The sequence below is a fragment of the Aquimarina gracilis genome, from assembly GCF_035285365.1.
In the GTDB taxonomy this organism is placed as follows: domain Bacteria; phylum Bacteroidota; class Bacteroidia; order Flavobacteriales; family Flavobacteriaceae; genus Aquimarina; species Aquimarina gracilis.
Genome location: NZ_JAYKLX010000006.1, coordinates 76,509 through 96,954, shown reverse-complemented (window position 1 = coordinate 96,954; position 20,446 = coordinate 76,509). Strand labels below are relative to the sequence as shown.

Annotated in this window: 14 protein-coding genes; 10 read left to right on the top strand and 4 right to left on the bottom strand. The window is 36.1% G+C overall.

The window, feature by feature from the left end; genetic code table 11:
* Window positions 1-33 precede the first annotated feature (33 nt).
* On the top strand, window positions 34-2,064 hold the full coding sequence (locus U6A24_RS13240) for a sensor histidine kinase (protein WP_324180464.1): 2,031 nt from the start codon (window positions 34-36) through the stop codon (window positions 2,062-2,064).
* A 21-nt stretch (window positions 2,065-2,085) separates the two neighbouring features.
* Here U6A24_RS13240 and U6A24_RS13235 read toward each other — a convergent pair whose 3' ends face one another.
* From U6A24_RS13235 to U6A24_RS13225, 3 genes are all read right to left on the bottom strand, one after another.
* Window positions 2,086-2,985, bottom strand: coding sequence for an EamA family transporter (locus U6A24_RS13235; RefSeq protein WP_324180463.1), 900 nt, complete (start codon window positions 2,983-2,985; stop codon window positions 2,086-2,088).
* 555 nt (window positions 2,986-3,540) lie between these two features.
* Window positions 3,541-4,239, bottom strand: coding sequence for a LytR/AlgR family response regulator transcription factor (locus U6A24_RS13230; RefSeq protein WP_324180462.1), 699 nt, complete (start codon window positions 4,237-4,239; stop codon window positions 3,541-3,543).
* A 4-nt stretch (window positions 4,240-4,243) separates the two neighbouring features.
* Window positions 4,244-5,932 carry a histidine kinase gene (locus U6A24_RS13225; protein ID WP_324180461.1) on the bottom strand — a complete coding sequence of 563 codons (1,689 nt, stop codon included), beginning with the start codon at window positions 5,930-5,932 and terminating at the stop codon, window positions 4,244-4,246.
* Between the two features lie 155 nt (window positions 5,933-6,087).
* On the opposite strand from U6A24_RS13225, the gene U6A24_RS13220 reads away from it, so the two are divergent.
* From U6A24_RS13220 to ggt, 6 genes are all read left to right on the top strand, one after another.
* Complete coding sequence (locus U6A24_RS13220) at window positions 6,088-7,080, top strand: TolB-like translocation protein (protein WP_324180460.1); 993 nt, start codon at window positions 6,088-6,090, stop codon at window positions 7,078-7,080.
* 24 nt (window positions 7,081-7,104) lie between these two features.
* Complete coding sequence (locus U6A24_RS13215; protein ID WP_324180459.1) at window positions 7,105-7,986, top strand: DUF5050 domain-containing protein; 882 nt, start codon at window positions 7,105-7,107, stop codon at window positions 7,984-7,986.
* 24 nt (window positions 7,987-8,010) lie between these two features.
* The gene (locus U6A24_RS13210) at window positions 8,011-8,991 is read left to right on the top strand and encodes a TolB-like translocation protein (protein WP_324180458.1); all 981 of its coding nucleotides are present in this window, start codon (window positions 8,011-8,013) and stop codon (window positions 8,989-8,991) included.
* A gap of 27 nt (window positions 8,992-9,018) precedes the next feature.
* Window positions 9,019-10,218 (top strand): serine hydrolase domain-containing protein, encoded by a 1,200-nt coding sequence (locus tag U6A24_RS13205; RefSeq protein WP_324180457.1) that lies wholly within the window; start codon window positions 9,019-9,021, stop codon window positions 10,216-10,218.
* 26 nt (window positions 10,219-10,244) lie between these two features.
* Window positions 10,245-11,144 (top strand): TolB-like translocation protein, encoded by a 900-nt coding sequence (locus U6A24_RS13200; protein WP_324180456.1) that lies wholly within the window; start codon window positions 10,245-10,247, stop codon window positions 11,142-11,144.
* Between the two features lie 87 nt (window positions 11,145-11,231).
* Window positions 11,232-12,926 carry a gamma-glutamyltransferase gene (gene ggt / locus U6A24_RS13195; protein ID WP_324180455.1) on the top strand — a complete coding sequence of 565 codons (1,695 nt, stop codon included), beginning with the start codon at window positions 11,232-11,234 and terminating at the stop codon, window positions 12,924-12,926.
* 63 nt (window positions 12,927-12,989) lie between these two features.
* Here the strand turns inward: ggt and U6A24_RS13190 are convergent, their stop codons facing one another.
* Entirely contained in the window at window positions 12,990-14,321 is a 1,332-nt protein-coding gene (locus U6A24_RS13190) for an alkaline phosphatase D family protein (protein ID WP_324180454.1), read from the bottom strand.
* A gap of 828 nt (window positions 14,322-15,149) precedes the next feature.
* Between U6A24_RS13190 and U6A24_RS13185 the strand changes: the two genes are divergently transcribed.
* From U6A24_RS13185 to U6A24_RS13175, 3 genes are all read left to right on the top strand, one after another.
* Window positions 15,150-18,440 carry a VPS10 domain-containing protein gene (locus U6A24_RS13185; protein ID WP_324180453.1) on the top strand — a complete coding sequence of 1,097 codons (3,291 nt, stop codon included), beginning with the start codon at window positions 15,150-15,152 and terminating at the stop codon, window positions 18,438-18,440.
* A 246-nt stretch (window positions 18,441-18,686) separates the two neighbouring features.
* Window positions 18,687-19,547 carry a LytR/AlgR family response regulator transcription factor gene (locus U6A24_RS13180; RefSeq protein ID WP_324180452.1) on the top strand — a complete coding sequence of 287 codons (861 nt, stop codon included), beginning with the start codon at window positions 18,687-18,689 and terminating at the stop codon, window positions 19,545-19,547.
* Window positions 19,548-19,631: 84 nt separating this feature from the next.
* Window positions 19,632-20,291: a hypothetical protein gene (locus tag U6A24_RS13175; protein WP_324180451.1), complete on the top strand. Its 660-nt coding sequence runs from the start codon at window positions 19,632-19,634 to the stop codon at window positions 20,289-20,291.
* Window positions 20,292-20,446 lie beyond the last annotated feature (155 nt).

Here is a 20,446-nt window from a genome sequence, read left to right as displayed (position 1 = left end):
TTTTTGTAATTTCCCCGACATTAACCAACAAGCATGATTACTTTTTTCAAATACTTCTTAGGGATATTCTCTATTTTATTGTTTCCTCTTCATGTATTCAGTCAAACTACAATTCTTTTAAATAACACGGATGAATTGCAAGATATAGGAAAGCAGACCTATTATCTTGAAGATGCATCTCTTGGATTATCTATAGAGCAGATTATAAATGACAATCTAGATACAATCTTTGTGCCTAATGCACAAGAAACTATTAATTTTTCGAGCACAGCTTCGGCGTATTGGCTAAAATTTAAAGTTACCAAGTCCATAACTGATAATTTTTATCTTAACGTGGGTTCGGCATATATTGACTCTATCTCCCTTTATGAATTTGATGAACAAGGCAAACTTATTTCTACCAGGCATACTGGTGATGATTTACCTTTTAATACCAGAGAAATAGAAGTAGGGAATTATCTATTCGCACTTGATTTTGAAAAAGATGTTACCCGGACTTTTTACTTAAGGGTGAAAAGTGACCAACCCCTATTTTTTCTGTTAAGAGTAGGGACATTGCCCAATTTTGTGGCATATGAGCATGATTTAGATTTTCTTCAGGGAATTTATTTTGGGTTTATGCTTCTTATCTTTCTCTATAATCTATTTTTGTATGTTTCGACCAGAGAAAGAATATACCTATACTATATTGCCTATGTATTTAGTATTACTTGGTTTATGGCTTCGGTGTTTGGTTATTTCTTTGAATACTTTTGGCCAAATACGCCGTTTCTCAATCAATTGGTGGTAATAAGCTCTGGATTGACCATGATTACTGCAACTTTGTTTACTCAAAAGTTCTTGAATACACAAGAAGCCGATCCTAACATGCATAAAGGTTCAATAGCATTTCTGATTCTTGGTTTTTTGATATGTGCACTAGTCATATTTGGGTTCAAAATAGAAGGACTTAAGCTATCACAAGGAGCGCTTCTCCTGATGGCAGTATTCTTTCTTATTCTGGGGATACGATTTAAGTTAAAGGGATATCGTCCGGCTAAATATTATTTATTTGCTTGGGGCGCTCTCATAATCGGTATTTTCTTTGCCATCCTCGAGTCTTTAAATTTAACTTTTGTAATGACATATTTGAATGCCATGCAAATTGGTTCTGCTTTGGAAGTGTTATTACTTTCGTTTGCCCTTGGTGATCGCATAAATATGTATAAAAAACAAAAGGAAGATGCGCAAGTAGAAGCATTACTGGCTGCCAGGGAAAATGAAAGATTAATTCAAGAACAAAATGTAATACTCGAAAAGAAAGTTGAAGAAAGAACTGCTGAAGTAGCTATTCGTAACAAAGAACTTGTGAACCTAAACAAGGAGAAGGATATGTTGGTGAATGTCGTTGCTCATGATCTTAGAACCCCTTTGAGTCATATAAGGGTTTTAATACAATTAATTGATGTTACATCATTGCATTTGACCGAAGATCAAAAATCTTACATTACAGAAATTGATAACTCGGCAGATCGTTTATCGCAAATGATTGGTCGCATCTTAAACATTCATGCTCTAGAAACTAATCGAGTAAAATTAAAAAATCAAGTTATTGATTTGGTAGAGCTAGTGAACTATGTTGTAAAGTGTTTTCGTTTGACTGCCGAGGGAAAAGAGATTGAAATATCAATGATATCGCAACCTGGGAATCACTTTGTAGAAGTAGATAAAAATTATACAATACAAGTATTAGAAAACTTAGTATCAAATGCTATAAAGTTTTCTGATCGCGGAAGTAAAGTTTTCTTGCATGTAAAATCTGAAGAAGGAAAAACCTATGTTACTGTAGAAGACCAGGGGCCTGGTATAAGTGAAGAAGATCAAAAGAAATTATTTGGAAGATTTCAAAGATTGAGTGCGCAACCCACAGAAGGGGAGATGTCTATTGGTTTAGGGCTATCCATCGTTAAAAAATACATAGAAGCCATGAATGGTGAAATTCATTGTGAAAGTGAACTAGGTACCGGAACCAAATTTATTATTTCTTTTGAGTCCAAAGATCAATTGAAAGAAGTCGAGCGTTAATTTTCTTTACGAACTAATAGTTTATGAATACAAAATCAAAAATACGCCCATCATAATACCAAATAAGGGGACTAATTTTTTACGTTTGTTTTTTTCTTTAAAGACAATACCACCAATAACAACGGCAATAAGTATCTGGCTTCGTTTTATAGCAGATAACAGCATAATCAATGCATCAGGGTCCTGCAAAGCTTTAAAATAAAAATAATCGGCTGCTTGTAACAAAATACCTACTGCTATAATGGTCCATCGCCATTTGAATTCTTTACGTTTGTCAGTTTTAGGTAACCAGGTTATAGCTAAAATACCTAGCAATATTATGGTAGTATATGTGCAAAACCAAAACTGTAATGTTTGTGGATTCAATGCTAATCCCTGAATTAAGAATTTATCATATAAACCACTGGAAGCTCCTAAAAATGTTGCTCCAACGATAGCAAATATCCATTTGTTCCTCTTAAAATTGATTCCTTCTCTTTTTCCAATTTTCGAATATAAAACAACAGAGAAAATAATAAGGAAAAAACCGATCCACTGTAAAAAATTAGGTTCTTCTTGGTAAATTAGAATGGCACCAATAAATGTGAAAAAAGGACCTGCCGAGCGTATTGGTGTAACAATAGTAATTGGTAAATGTTTTAAAGCCTGATATGCCAAAACCCACGAAGTTGTCATTATCATGGATTTTATAAAAATACAACCATGAGTTTCCCAGGAAATAGGAGTAATATGGAACCCTATTTGTTTCGTGAATTCTGGATAGTAGTGGGAACCTATAAAAAAGGGGAGAAGTAATAAAAACCCAGAGCAAATCGTACCAAAAAGTACCGGGAAAACCTCGTTTCCCTGTACTGCATGTTTTTTACATAGATTGTGTAACCCCAAGAAAAGTGCCGTCAATAAGCCTAAATACATCCACATGGCGCGAATATAGTTTTTTAAGCTATTTTGTAATTAGAATACCAAAACATTTTTAGCGAATTTTAAGGAAATGTTATATTCGGTACGGAATTACAGAAAGTACTTTTCGCCTTTGTACTGCTATTTATTCTGATTCATAAACATAAGCATTTCCTCTACAAATTGATCGGCTTCACTGGCAAAGGGAGCATGTCCAGACCTTTCAAAGATTACCAGTTTTTTAACTGTAGAACCTCAATTATCATAAGCTTCTTGTGCAAATGATGGAGGAGACTCCTTTCCTTTAGAATTAGCTCAGGTTGTTGTTTACAATTCTTCTGGTCAAGCTGTAAATCCCGATAGTTTAAAAGGGATAAATCGCCTCTCAAAGAGACAAAAAAAGGGGGGGGGTGGGAACTGCCAAGAGGACGTTGGGTAACGCCCAATTCCTAATTAGGGAATTATTTTAAATCAGTTTTTAACTATATCTGAAAAAAAGGTTTAACTTTTTTAGAGTCAAACCCTTGATATATTTTATTTACACATTTTATGAGATAATGTCCGAAATATTCAATTTCAAAGCCACTTCGCTTTTATATCTTTATATTTAGTTCTTCCTATAGGGATACGTTCTCCATTTTTGAGTTCTGCCATATATTTACTTCCAGATGCTACCTTAATTTTCGTTATCTCAGACATCTTTACTAAGTATGATTTGTGGATACGTTCAAAGGAAGACGATAACAGCTGTTCGAGCTTTTCGAGTGATTTATCATGCAACTCTTTTTTTCCATTTGCCAAGAAGAGTTCTGTATATACTCCAGCTCCTTTTATATAAAGTACATCTTCAATAGGTATTAGCTGTACCTTGTGTCGTTTTTTTACCGCTAAAAATTTAATTGCATTCGTTGCGGTTTTTTCTTTTGTACCGGTGCGATACAAAGCTTGTTCCAACCGATTTCTATTAAAGGGTTTTGGTACAAAATCTAGCACTCCATATTCAAAAGCAGTAATAGCCTGATCTTTATAGGCAGAAATAATTATCGTATGAAACGATTCAGAAACTGCGGTAGTAAGTAAGTCAAAACCACTGTTACCGTTAAGGTTTAGGTCTAAAAGAACGAGGTCCAATTCGTTGTTCTCAATAAATGTTACTGCCTCTTGAAGCGTATTAATATGCTTTATTGATTGTAAGACACCTCCAAGAATAGTACGAGTCATTCGTTCAATTCTTTTGGCGATTCTTGATTCATCTTCAACAATTAAAATATTCATCTTCTTAAGCATATATTTTTATGGTATTTTTCCAACCATGATGTATCGGTTCCGAGATGAGTTCCCATTGCTCATGATAACTCTCTGTGAGTCGAGCTTTGATATACTTCAGTCCCGTACCTTCTTTTATTTTATTCGCTTCTTGTTCCACAGAAGCAGCAAATGTTAAAAATGTATAACATTTATAATCACTATTCGATTCAAAAACCAGTTTAAATAGGATACTGTTATCTTCCAGAGGCAAACTATGCGTGATTCCGTTTTCCAATAAAGTATGAAGAATTCCAGGAGGTATTTTTTGCTCGACATCTATACCTTCTTCTTGCCAGGAATAGTTAATTTCTTTTCGATACTCCATAATTTCAAGATGTGTACGGCAAAGCGCTATTTCTTGAGTAATAGGGATCAAGGTTTGATTTTCTATCTGGTTAAAAAGATCAAATTCTTTGGCCAAAGCTTCAATAAACAAAACCCCTTTTTTAGGACTTTCTTCTACCCAATCTATTAATGAGGTGAGAGTGTTCATTAAAAAATGGGGTTGAATATTCTTTTTTAGTAATTCCAGGCGCAGGCGCGTAGATTGCACCAAAGATGTTTCATAAGCGAGTCGTTGTTCTTTGATCCGTATCGAAAGTAAGTACAACATGCTTAACAGCATCAAACTAAAACCTACAAAAAGACTGATGGTAAATGAAACGGAGTAACGGATAATGATGCAAACGAGCAGCGTAAGCAACACTAACAGTGCACCTTTCGCTTTTTTATAGACTCCATAAGCGGCGATACCCAAAGAAAATACCCATAAGCTGACCACCATATTATAAGCCGAAAAATCAAAGGAATGGTTTTTAGCCAGAAAAAAGTATAGTAAAATGACAGCATAGATACCGATGAAAAGTTTCCATCGGGGATAGGGAAACTGTAAAGAGAAATAGAGTGGGATCAAAAAAGAAATACCAAACATGAGACCCGTGATCACTTGCAACCGTATGACATGTAGACTGTAATGGATTGGTAAGGTCGTTCTAACAAAATGTGTCATCGTTAAGCTGAAAAAGAGAAAACAACTGATGCTAAATATAAGCATGGGGTACTCTTTTTTGTTACCTAAGAAAAGGAAGAGAAAATATATGGAAGCAATAAGGAAAGCCCCGGCAAAAATGTGCATATATGAGTTTTGTAGAAGCCGATCAGTTAGTAGCTCATTGTAGTCATCTATCTTCAGGCTATAAATACCGATATGATCCGGATAATAGTAATTACTCAAGCGTAGCGCCAATATATGTCTTCCTTCATTAGTTAAATGAGTCGGAATACTAAAGGTAGTCCACAATTCACCTTCGGGCGACACATCGGCTTCTTTTCCAGGATTTCCATTTTTACCAATCAAAACCCCATCCCAAAATACTTCATATTCTCCATAGACTTCTAATCGAAGACCATATGGGCTTATGGATTTTGATGCTTTTAGAATATCAACCTTAGTTCTGGACCAGAAAACCTGACCATCAGGAACCAATTTCATCCTTTTTTTCCAATTGCTATCGTTCCAATTTTTTGTAGCCCATTCTTGTTGGTCTCCAATTTTGAATACGGTCTGATATCTCTTAAAAACAGGCCTTTCAGAATTTTTAGAACAAGAAGCTACCAATAGCAATACAAATAGAAAACAAGGTAAAAATCTCAAGTTCATGTTAATTATGTTTACCGATGCAAGATACTTAATATAATAGGTCTTCTTTGAGTAGTTCACGAGTATATAGAGCAGTTGACATGATTTTGATTCGATAAATGAAATAAAAAAACATCCTTTGTGAAATAAAAACTAGTAATGAGATACTTTAAAAAATGAAAACTAACAATTTGAAACAAGTTAGAATCGTATTCATTTTAACTTTTCTCCTTGGTGTCATTGCTTCTGGTCAGGATAATAAAAAGTCAAACCTTACTTTACTAAGCAATCAAATTCCTAAGGATACACCTTTGATTTTTGCCCCAGGTATTATTTCAATTGAAGGTCATGTGTCAGGTTCGATTACTTTTAATTCAGCTATGGACGAACTCTTTTTCAATCGTAGAAAACCGGGGGAGAGCCATAATCTATATACTATGAAATTGATAGATGGAAAATGGTCAGCACCGAAACCAGCATCTTTTTCAACCAACAAAGAACATCTGGATTTTCACCCCCGTTTTAGCTTGAAAGGAGATCGTCTTTATTTTGGAAGCACAAGACCGCTTAACAATACTATAACAACATCAACTACACCAAGAGGATTACATCAATGGTATGTTGAAAAAGATGAAAACGGTGTTTGGGGTGAGCCCATTGTTATGACAAAACCGTTTCTAGATATATACATCATGTGTACGACACCCTCAGAGAATGGCAACCTATATTTCACTTCTGGCGAGGGACCTGGTGCTAATAATGAAGGCATTTACTATGCTGTCAATCAGAACGGTCATTATGCTGCTATTGAAAGAATGAATGATGTCATCAATGCCAATGGCAAGTGGATCGCCCATCCATTTGTAGCTCCCGACGAAAGTTATATCCTATATGATTCTCAAAAAACTTCAGAAGACAATAATAGCGATGTATTCATTAGTTTCAATAAGAACGGGATCTGGACAGAGTCCTATAGCTTGGGACCCAAAATAAATACAATAATAAATGAGAGTACTCCCACTGTTACAGCCGATGGGAAGTATCTATTTTTCTCAAGAGGAGAAGAAAAAGTAAGGGAAGATGGAAGTACGTATTGGACATCATATACGTATTGGGTTGATTTTATCCAGTTGAAAAAAGAACTTCTAGAGAAGGTAAAAAGTAACTAGCAATCGAAACTATATAGAAAAAGTATGTCTTTAAAAACTCTTTTATCTACAGTGTTACTAATAATCGTTTTGTCATGTGACGAAACGCCTAAATCAACATTCTATACCATTGCCTATACTTCAAAAGAAACTGGTACTATAGAGATTTATTCAGGTAATGCAGAAGGTAAATCAACGATTAAAAGGACAAATCAGAGTGGCGGTTATGTAGCCTGGTCTCCTAATGGAAAGCAATTTGCATTTTATGCCAAATACGATGACAGAAAGACCTGGTCTATTCATACTATGAATATTGATGGTACGAATAGAAAACGATTAACACACGCAAAAAACAAATGGGATAATGTACCTGATTGGTCTCCAGATGGAAAAAAAATTGTTTTTGCAAGAGCGTATAAAGATTTAAACGGGATTTGGCATCCAGAAATTTGGATTATGAATGCTGATGGTAGTGAACAGAGGCAGATAACCTCACTAAGAGGGAGTAATCCTTATTTTACTCCAGAAGGTAGCATTGTCTTTTCTCAAGAATTCGAAGATAAAAGCAGTGCAATAAGTATAGCTGATATTGATGGAAAAAATAGCATTCGGTTAACACATAATAATGGTGCTAAAGAATGGCATCCAGATGTTTCTCCTGATGGCAAGCAAATCGCTTTTATGTCTGATAAAGATGGAAATTTTGAAATTTATGTGATGGATATAGATGGGTCTAATCAAAAACGATTAACATATAATGATGTTCGTGATTCTATGCCTTCTTGGTCACCTGATGGTTCTCAACTAATTTTTCACTCAAAAACAGATGAAAACAGGGATGTTTATATGATGAATAAAGATGGTACCGAAGTAAAAAAAATAATCTCTAATGTAGGACAAGCTGCATGGTTAAAAAGTATTCAATAAACACACTGTTAAGATCTTATACATATGAAAAATAGTATTACAATTCTCTTTATCCTAATTCTTTTTCAATCATGTGCATCACAGTCAAATACAGATGCTACCATAGATTTAATTAAAAGAGTGGAAACTGACCTCACAACCCGAGTACACATAGAAGGTGATTCAACTTGGTCTATAGAAGAACGTATGAAACACTATGGAATTCCAGGTGTGAGTATTGCTGTGATACATCCTGATTTTCCAATATTAGAAGATCGCTATCTCAATCAAAAACCACCAGGCTTAATTCCCGAGTTGTTTGCGCCTGGTATTGTTTCCACAAAAGAGCATCTTGAAACCGAAGTATTGTTTTTGCCGGATATGACAGAGCTTTCTTTCACTCGGTCCGGCGGACAGTATAAAGAACCTACATGGTTTGTTATGCAGTACAAAAAGAATGGATGGAGTAGGAAATCTATTCCGTTGGCCGATATCGATCAATATAAGGAACGATTCAGCCCTAATGTATCAGAGATAAAAAGCTTTGAACCGTTTAAAGACATTCCTATTGTGGGATTCACGATTTCAGCTAAAGGGACCTATTATTTTTATGTTTTAGATTTCAAAGATGGCAGTGGATATATGAGTTATTCGCGCCTTATAGATGGCAAATATGAAGAACCTCAAAAATTGAGTAAGGCGATTAATAGAGGGAAATACATTGCCCATCCCTTTATCGCTCCCGATGAGTCTTACTTACTATGGGATGCTGAGATAGAGGGTGAAAACACTCCTGATATCTATATTAGTTTCCGAAAGAAAGATGGTTCATGGGGAGAAGCAATTAACATGGGAGATAAGATAAATTCAGCATTCTACGAACAAAGACCTAAAGTGACACCCGATGGAAAATATTTGTTTTTTTGGAAGGGGGATGTAAAGGTTAGAGAAGATGGAAGTAGGTATGTAATAGGAAACCCTTATTGGGTGGATGCGCAGATTATTGAGAATCTCAGACCCCAATAACAACTCATTTACAAACATTTATAAATTATGAAAAACATAACAGGACTACTAGTTTTAATCCTTCCTCTTATAGTAACAAATAGTGGCTTTGCCCAACAAAATAATCATCATGCACCAGAAGCTACAGCAGCCGAATCCAAGCTCACATTTTGGGATATTCCTATACTTCAAGAAGCTTTTATCGACGCAACACCAAAGGATAGAAAAGATGGTATACCCATTGGTAAATTGGGTGCCGATGGCGGTAATAAAGGGATGATTCTTAAGCTAGCACAAGAGATTACCGACACTAGTCAACATGGTAAATTCGACAGTTTTCTTATTGTTCACAAAGGAAAACTACTCTTTGAATCCTATTACTCAAAGGGCCGCATCAACCTTCCACATCCACAAGCATCTGCTACCAAAGCCTATACCAGTTTGGCTCTTGGTCGTGCTATCCAGTTGGGGTATCTCACTATGGATGATTTACATAAACCCTTGATTAGCTTTTTGAAAGATTTGGACCCCACAAAAATGGTTGTTGGTGCAGAAAAAATCACACTTCATAAGGCCTTGACAATGCGCTCCGGCATTCGCATCAACGATGAGCAGCGAGAAGAATTCAAGAATAACCCAAGCGTGTTAAAAGGGCAGAGGCAAGTACAGACTTGGCTTGAGTATAGTACACCAATTACCTCTGCATCTCAAACATTTAAATATGGTGGCGATGCCGCGTTGGTGATGCAAGTCATTGATGCTGTGGTGCCTGGATCTGCCAAAGACTTTATTAAAAACGAACTCCTAGACAAAATGGGTATTACCCATTACGGCTGGCCGACAGCCGAAAATGGCCTTCCACAATCAGGGGGTCGCTCCAGGATCACATCGCGTGATATGGTGAAATTTGGCACCTTGGCTAAGAACAAAGGCAAATGGAATGGTGAACAGCTGGTTCCAGAAGCTTATATCACCAAAGCAACTAGTAGAATCCTCTATACCGGTGATGAAGAAATACACTATGGAGGCAAAGATGTCTCTAAACAAGGGTATGGCTATTTTTGGTGGAGTGCAGACTTAAAATACGATGATAAAAGCTATTTTGCCGTATCTGCACAAGGTGGTTATGGTCAGTTTATCATTTTGATCGAAGAATTAGATCTGATGGTTGTATTTACTGCTCATGATAATGAGGCTAATTACCTGCAAATAACCGCAGAGCGAATTTTACCAGCTTTTGTTAAATAATAATGAATACTATGAAAATCTAAACAATGAGAAAAATATGCTTTATTTTAATGCTTGTAGCGACACTATATTTAAATGCCTGTAATAACAAAAGACATCGACCAAAAGATAGTAATAGTACAGGTACAACAGTCGAAAATTTGTATCTGGGTCAAAAACCGCCAGGTTTACTACCTGAACCATTTGCTCCTGGTATGGTTTCTACACAAGGCTGGGAAGTGAGTGGCGTATTCACCCCAGATCTCAAGGAATTCTATTTTATTAGAGAGAATAATGAAACCAAAAAACGAGAATTAGCTGTTTTTCAATATAAAAATAACCAATGGCAAGAGTCTGTTGTATCCCCCAGAGTAGGTACACCTTTTATCGCTCCTGATGGTAAGACCATGCATTTGGGTAGAAGATATAAGGAGCGTACAGAAGCTGGAGGGTGGTCAGCTATAAAAAGACTTGACTCATCTTTCTTAGCGATAGATATTATGAGACTTACAGCTTCATCAAAGGGTACTTATGTTTTTGATGAAATAGGCATGCCCGATGGAGATGGTGTTATTCGTTACTCGCGATTAATCGATGGAAAACGTGAAGAACCAAAAGCCTTTGGCACAGCCATTAATACAGGAAAAATGAATGCGCACCCTTTTATTGCTCCTGATGAATCGTATTTGATATGGGATGGTGAAAGAGAAGAGGGGTATGGTGATTCTGATATTTATATCAGTTTTAAACAACCAGATGGCTCATGGGGCAAAGCTATAAATATGGGAGATAAAGTAAATACAGGAGCTTGGGAAGCTGTTGCCTGCGTGACGCCAGATGGCAAATACCTTTTTTTTAATAGAAATATGGGCTCAGATCAGTATGAAAATGTAGATATATTCTGGGTAGATGCAAAGATTATCGAATTACTTAGGCCGAAATCATAATTTCAGATATAGTATTTAATAAATACGCCCTTAAAAATTTAGGGTAAAGTAATCCTAATATTTTGTACTTTGAGAAACAAAAACAAAATGCAAAATATCTTCAACTGCGCTCTTATTTTATTACTCTTTCAATACACTTTTGCTCAAGACCGAATCACGGGAGAATCCTTTGCTACGCGCTCTGTAGTTTTAGGTCAAAACGGAATGGTGGCAACAAGCCATCCTCTAGCTACACAAATTGGACTCGATATTCTTAAAAAAGGAGGCAATGCCATAGATGCTGCCATTGCGGCAAATGCAGCATTAGGACTTATGGAGCCTACAGGATGTGGTATAGGAGGTGATCTTTTTGCTATTGTTTGGGACGGAAAAACAAAAAAGCTTTACGGATTAAATGCCAGTGGTCGTTCACCCCAAAAACTCACATTAGAATATTTTGAAAAGCAAAATATGAAGAAAATTCCATCACATGGGCCACTGCCTGTTAGTGTGCCTGGTGCGGTAGATGGATGGTTTGAACTCCACAAAAAATTCGGATCAAAATCGATGTCTGATGTTTTAGCTCCGGCTATCGATTATGCTGAAAAAGGATTTCCTTTAACCGAACTCATTGCCTGGTATTTAAATCGTAGCATTCCTTTTTTTGAATCCAAGGGTTTTCCGAACATCAAAGACACATACATGGCACAAAATGGGGGAAAGCTTCCTAATGAAGGAGAAATCTATAAAAACCCTTATTTGGCAAATACCTATAGAAAAATAGCTGAAGGAGGTCGAGATGCTTTCTATAAAGGAGATATCGCTACAACTATTGGAAAATTTATTGAAGAGCAAGGTGGTTTTCTTTCTGCCAAAGACCTGGCAGACCATAAATCCGAATGGGTAGAACCAGTATCTGTTAATTATAGAGGATATGATGTTTGGGAATTGCCTCCAAACGGTCAAGGCATCGCAGCGCTTCAAATGCTACAAATCCTAAAAGGGTATGATTTTTCTGATATTGAATTTGGAAGTACAGAACACCTTCATTTGTTTACTGAAGCCAAAAAACTAGCTTTTGAAGATCGTGCAAAATACTATGCTGATATGGACTTTTTTGACGTTCCCGTTAAAAAATTACTTTCAGAAGATTATGCTGCAAATAGAAGAAAACAAATTGGAACCCGGGCAGGAACGTATACCGCAGGTAAAATTTCTGCAGGGGAGACTATTTATATGACCGTAGCAGACAACGAGGGTACAATGATATCTTTGATACAAAGTAATTATCGTGGTATGGGTTCTGGTATGGCACCTCCAAAATTAGGATTTATGCTACAAGATCGAGGAGAACTGTTCAGTCTTAAGCGCAATCAGGCGAATACTTACGAACCCGGGAAACGCCCTTTTCATACGATTATTCCGGCCTTCATTACAAAAGAAGGAAAGCCTTATGTTAGCTTTGGAGTAATGGGTGGAGATTTTCAACCTATGGGACATACTCAAATCGTGATGAACCTTATCGACTTTGGTATGAATCTACAAGAAGCAGGTGATGCTCCACGTTGGGATCATACCGGAGGGGCAAGTCCCATGGGTAAAACCACCGAGAACACAGGTATGATTAGAACTGAATCTGGTATACCGTATTCGACACTACGCGGATTGATGGATAAAGGACACAAGATTGGCACAGCTCGCGGGATCTATGGTGGTTACCAAGCCATTTTATGGGACCATAAAAACAAAGTCTATCACGGAGCTTCAGAAAGTCGTAAAGATGGACAAGCTGCGGGATACTAAAGCAAATGATTTAGATATAATTTTTTGATTTTGTTCTATGCGCTACGAGATCTAATTACTAGTTTATTTATATTTTAAATCCTGTGCTTTGATGTCTTTAGTCCATAGTTCATTACCATTTTTATCAAGTATTTTGATATTGAGTACCCGTTCTTTGCGAGGACCGCTAACCGTAAGAATTCCAAAATTATGCTGTCCGACTAATGTTTCTTCCAACTTGTAGACATTCAGTTTTTCTCTATTGTTATTTGATCCCGCGGTTAAGGAAGAACAAGTAAGGTCATATAAAGGATATACATCATTACTTTCCTGCATGCGACTTAATGCGGTATGGTGTCTATCTCCATCAAGAAAAATAACTCCCTCAATTCTGGCTTCTCGTATCTTATTAAGTAAGTACTTTTGTTCCTTCGGAAAAGTGGCATAATTTTCATACATGGCTTCCGAATTTAGTACCTGTCCGCCAACGGCAATAAATTTGAAAGGAGCATTACTTGAAGCCAAAGCATTGATAAGCCAATCTATTTGAGCTTTACCCAGCATTTCGCGTGTACCGGTAAAATTATTATTTGATGTTCTGTAGTAACGATTATCCAATAAGAAAAAATCTAAATCTGCCCACTGAAAATACCCGGTTATCCCTCCTTTGTCTATAACATCATAAGTAGGATTACCCCAAAAAAGTTTGAATATTTCAGAAGCAGTATTCTTTAATGCAAAGCTACTATCTGCATTATTAGGGCCAAAGTCATGATCATCCCAAATCGCATAATGATGCGTAGAAGCCAGTAACGGTTGTAGTTCTGGTAGAGAACGAGTATGTGTATATCGATGAAGGAAACCCGTTCGGGAGTTCCAATCGGCTTCTCTTAAATAAGTGTTGTCTCCTAACCAGAGCATAAAATCTGGCCCTTTTTTAAGAATGGATTTAAAAATATCAAAATCACTTCCATAAGGTTTTCCTGGCCTATCAAAACGTTCTTCATTTACATAAGTACAGCTCCCTATGGCAAAACTCACTTCTGGCGGATCAGTTCGCCATTGCCAAAGTGTCTGTGATTGAAACTCCATAGGATAATCTCTTTGAACTTCTTTTCCATCTACGAATAATCTGTAGCTATATTTCTTTCCAGGTAAAACCTTATTTGCTACCAATTTAGCTACAAAACCATATTTCATTTGGGTAGTGTATTTTTCGGTTTTAAAACGCTGATTAGGGTTTTCTTTTTCAAAATACTCAAAATAAACTTCTGCAGTTTTAGTGGTTTGAACCCAAAGCAGCACTTCACGCATGGTAGAATACCCAACCATAGGTCCCGATTGGACCAAATCTTGAGCAAAAATTACAGAATTAGTAAGTAACAATATGGCAACTAAAAGAAATTTCTTTTTCATGAAAAAATAATAAAGTTCCTAAATGACAACAAAGATAAAAGTACTTTACAAGTTAATGTTTAAAAAACGTAAAGAAAGTATTAAGTCAACTACCTCGGGGCGAGCCTCAGAGCAACTTGCCTGACGGCAGCCAGATTTTCTCAAAGCATGAACACCAATACCTCAGAAGATACGGTTGAATAGCAACAAATTAGCAAAAAAGGTAGGGGCATGGTCAAAAAAGGTGGCCCGAGGTACAAAAATACCCCGATAGCCTACCAAAAAGGCGGGATGAAGTACCAATCTACCCGGCGCACCTACTACTGCAAGTGGGTGAACTGACAAATCTACAGGGATCTTTAACAATTGAAGTACCCCGCTCTACTTAGGGAAGTACCTTACCTGACAACTCTACAGGAACCTTTAACAATTGAAGTACCCCGGGGTACTTATACAAGTAGGAGGGGGTACTTATATAAGTGGGGGGTATGTATATCATTTGACAGGAATTGGGACTAAAGATTGAGGTTTTGATGATGTGAAGCTCCAGACTAAGAATACTATGTAGTACGTCGCCATTGCGATCCGCTTTGGGCAGAGTCAACTACCGGCAAGCACACGAGGCATTCGTTAGGAAAGAACTTAAAAAATCAAGGTAAGCCTCCTGTAGCAACTTGCCTGGCGGCAGTTAGGTTTAAATCTCGCCGTGCCTGCAGCAGGCAGGATTATCGAGTAAAACTACAAATGCTTAGCAAGTCCAGTTAGATGTTATAATAATTATAATGCTTCATAAAACCAATAGAATGTTTTGTATGTTTGGAAACTAAACAACTCATCAAATTAAAACGAATGAAAAAATCACTTATCCTAGTACTTGGCCTTATACTTAGCTTTAGCCATGTTTGTGATGCTCAGAAAAAATCAAAAAAGAAAACCGACGAGAAAACTCCTTTAGAATCAATAAAAATCTCTGGACTTACCTGGAGAAATGTGGGACCGGCTTTAACTTCGGGGCGTATTTCAGATTTTGCTTTCAATCCAAATAATCCCTATGAATATTATGTCGCTACGGCATCTGGTGGAGTCTGGAAAACGGTTAATTCTGGTGTTACTTATACACCTATTTTCGACGCACAGGGCTCGTATTCTATAGGATGTGTTACCATCGATCCAAATAATTCTAATGTTATCTGGGTAGGAACGGGTGAGAATAACAATCAGCGTTCTGTGGCTTATGGAGATGGAGTTTACAAGTCAAAAGATGGGGGTAAATCATGGGAGAATGTAGGTCTTAAGAATTCAGAACATATTGGAAAAATTATAATACATCCAGAAAACTCTGATGTTGCGTATGTAGCTGCTATAGGCCCATTATGGAGTAAAGGAGGAGATAGAGGACTCTATAAAACAGAGGATGGGGGGAAAACCTGGAAAGCTATACTTACGGTCGACGAGCATACCGGTGTTAATGATGTGGTGATGGATCCAAGAGATCCTAATGTGCTTTATGCATCTACTTTACAAAGAAGACGCCATGTTTATACTTATGTAGGTGGAGGACCAGGATCTGCCATGCATAAAAGTGTTGATGGAGGTGTTACCTGGTCAAAAATCAATAAAGGATTGCCTAGTGAAGAATTAGGTCGTATAGGATTAGCTATTTCACCCGCCAATCCAGAAATTATATATGCTATTGTTGAGGCTGCCAATGGTAAAGGTGGTTTTTTTGCATCAACCAACAGGGGCGCTAGTTGGGAGAAAAGAGGCTCTCATGTCACCAGTGGTAATTACTATCAGGAAATTATTGCTGATCCTGTGGATGAAAATACCGTATACTCCATGGACACCTGGATGTCTGTAACTCATGATGGAGGTAAAAGTTTTAAAGTGGTAGGAGAGGATACTAAGCACGTAGATAATCATGCCATGTGGATAAACCCGAAGAACAATAAACATTGGGTTGTGGGTTGTGACGGAGGAATTTATGAAACATTCGATGCAGCAAAAACCTGGGACTTTAAAAAGAATTTACCAGTGACCCAATTTTATAAAGTCGCTGTGGATAATGATTTTCCATTTTATAACATTTACGGAGGAACTCAGGATAATTTTAGCTTAGGTGGCCCTTCTAGAGTATTGACAGAACACGGTATACGAAATTCTGAATGGTTTATTACAAACGGTGGCGATGGATTTGAATCTCAAATAGATCCAAATAATCCAAATATTGTTTATGCCCAATCACAGTATGGAGGATTAGTACGTTATGATAAAAAGAGTGGGGAGAAAGTGGGGATCAAACCTAAAGCAAGAAAAGGAGAAAATGCCTATCGATTTAATTGGGACGCTCCTTTGGTAGTAAGTAGACATACAAAGGGAAGATTATATTTTGCCGCAAACAAGATTTTTAGATCCGATGATTATGGTAATAGTTGGGAGGTTATTAGTGACGATCTATCACAACAAATAGATAGAAATACCTTAAAGGTATATGATCGTGTGGTAAGTATTGATGCTGTAATGAAGAATGGTTCTACATCGCTTTATGGAAGTGTAGTTGCCTTTTCTGAGTCACCACGGAACAAAGATTTACTTGCGGCAGGAACCGATGATGGATTAGTTCATATTTCTGAAGATGGCGGACAAACCTGGAGAAAAATTTCAAACATTCCGGGAGCGCCAAATCAGTCTTATGTCAATAGTATCTTTTTATCAAAACATGATGAAAATGTGATGTATGTAGCTTTTAATCATCATAAATATGGCGACTTTAAACCTTATCTTTTTAAATCTACAAACAAAGGAGCAAGTTGGATAGCAATACAATCTGATCTTCCGGAACGTGGTAGTATCTATGCCATTGAAGAAGATCATATAGATAATAACTTACTCTTTGTAGGTACAGAGTTTGGTGCTTTCTTTTCACCTAATCAAGGTAAAAACTGGAAACAATTAAAGAATGGACTACCTACTATTGCCGTGAGAGATATAGCGATTCAGGAACGCGAAAATGATTTGGTACTGGGAACGTTTGGTCGAGGCTTTTATGTGATGGATGATTATACTGTTTTGAGAGATATTGAAAATTCAAAACCAACCGATGAGGCGAAGATTTACCCTATTAGAACCGCCTTAATTTGGGAACAGAGTAGCCCTTTAGGATTACCAGGAAAATCTTTCCAAGGGGATAATTTTTACACAGCGCCTAATCTGGGGCCAGAAGCGATAATCACCTACTATTATAGTTCAGATTATAAATCAATTAAGGATCAGCGTCAGAAAAAAGAAAAAGAGCTTATTAAATCTGGTGCTAACACCCCTTATCCAAACTACGATACCTTAAAAGCAGAAGTCGACGAAAATAAGGAAGAATTAGTATTCTCTATTAAAGATGCAAGTGGCAAAGTAGTAAAAAAAGAATTTCAACCCGCTAAAAAGGGAGTACAGCGTTTTCATTGGGATTTAAGGTATACCCCACAAGATCCTATTGATCTAAGCAAACCTTCATTTTATAACCCTTTTGCAGGAAAGGATGAGGGTACCTTAGTTGTTCCGGGAATCTATACGGTAGAAATGGGATTGTTAAAAGATGGTGAGTTAAAATCACTAACCGGTCCAGTGACCTTCGAAGTAAAGGCATTAAATAATGTAGAAATGCCAGCGGAAGATCGTGCAGATAAAGTAGCTTTCCAAAAGGATTTGGCCAAACTACAAGCCGATATGGGGATAACCCAAAATTTGATGTCAGAGTCTAGGAATAAACTAAAATATATCAAAGCTGCCATAAAACGTGCAGAACAGCCCTTAGAAAATCTATACAAAGAGGTTTTGGTAATCCAAGATCAACTAGACAAAGTGCAATTGGCTTTGTATGGTGATCCGGTAAAACGTAGACTGGATATAGATCAACCCTTACCTACGGCATACCGCTTGGGGAGTATAGGTTATGAGCAAAAGTACTCGACGGCAACTCCTACGCAAACGCATCGTGATAGTTATGCGATAGCAAAAGAAGAGGTTGCGATACTTAAAACTAAGATGGAGAGCATTTATAATAAGGACCTTAAAACCTTAGAACAAAAATTAATCAATTCTGGTGCACCGTATACACCCGGCCGTGGATATGAGAATAAAAATTAATTATAAAGTATACATACATCTTTAAAAAATCCTCCAATGGAGGATTTTTTATTTATAGCCACGAGAATACAATCTAGAATTGGCACACATACGTATACTAAATTATATTTGCTTTTATATCAAATTACTTATTTTGTGTGTTCCCAAAACTATGAAAGGAGGAGAGTATTGAATATTTAATACACATTGCAGCCCTCTTAAAATCATTATTTTTAAATTTATAATTCTAAAAGTAATCTTGAAATAGTGAATATTATAGTAAATCTTTGGAAAACACCTGTTTCTGTAATAAAAACTAAAAAGGAGAAATGGTATATAATACTTTTTCTGACTTTATATGTTCCTGTTTTTCTACTAATTTTTCAACCTTTTGGTGTAAACAACTATAACCCAACGCATAAGATTAATTTAGATCTTATCATTGGGTGTTTGGGATTTGGTTTAATAAGTGGTATTGTAATATCTATACATGAGTTTTTAGTTGTTCCTTATTTTTTAAAGAAAAAGACTAGATTTTCGATGATCACAAAATGGTCTTTCGTATTTATATCATTACCTTTTCTAATTTATCTTTTCTATAATCTTCTTGGAGGTTTTCATGATTGGAAATGGTCAAGCTTTTTAGGATTTATAAGAGATGTGTTTTTAATGAGCATTCTTCCGATGAGCATAATTATTATGTATAATAACTACATCAGTGTTAAAAAAGCTAATCATGTTTTGTTGAAGGGACCTATAGTCAATAACCCAAAAATGCAATTGATAAACATAGAGTCCAACAATTGTAAAGACTCTATTATATTAAGTCTAGATGCTTTATTGTATGTAAAAGCTCAAGATAACTATGTAGATATATATTACTTAAAAGACAATCAAGTTAAAAAACAACTACTTCGGGTAACAATGAAAGCGTTAGCGTTAAAACTAAAAGAAAAGGCTATAATAAGATGTCATCGCTCTTATTTGGTGAATATGAATAAGGTGATTAAAATCGATAATAATGGTTATCAAATGCAATTACTCTTATCAAATATTAAAAATCCTATTCCGATCTCTAGATCATATATCAATTCTGTAAAAGAGCTTGTTACTACTTACCACAAATAACCAAATTTCGCCACAAAATCCTTCGATATATACAAACAACAAGTCATAAAGACATAATTTGAAATAGTATAAAATTTTGTCATTATGAAAGCACCTATTGCAGTACGTTCAAGAAATAAAGTATTTAATATTTTATCTCTATTTATAGGGTTAACATTTATTACAACATGGCTTCCATTATTAAGAGCTTTGTTTGATGGAGAATCATATTCATGGGCAACTACTTATTATGGTTTTTCATTTTCAGGTAAGGGATTAACCTTCGATTATTTCTTTTTAGTGGTAAATACCTTCTTATACTTTCTTTTGTTTTATTCTTTTAACTGGATTAAAAACCGATTAATCTTCTATATTTTAACAGCCTGGTGGTGGTTTCATAGTTTTGGAAATTTCATATACGATATTATCAAAAACGGAGATGTTATATTCCATGGAGATACGTTAAATATTCATGTCTCCATTCTGGTTATTATAGTTCCTTTAGCTATTATCTCGATACTATTAATAACCACCTTAATTCTAAAAGATAGAAAACTGCCATACACAAGTATTGCCTGGAATCGCTATAACAAAATAAAGGTCCTTATTATTTTAGGACCTTTAGTAGTACAAATGATTTTTTTTAGTATCGGAGAACCACATGGGATCACCGATAAAATCGCAGTAATTATAGCAATTTTACAATGTTTACTTGTTCATACAATTTTTAAACCTTCAAAAGAGAAGGAAGTAATAAGTGTATGAAAATAAAGTTATATCACTGTTTACATGACATAGGAGGGAAGTGAAGTGTATGAGAAACCGTATAAAACTGTCAATAACTTAATAAACAAAAGAATATAGTTTATAATAATTTATTGATGGTTGTATAAGAAATAGCTTCATAAATATTAGCAACA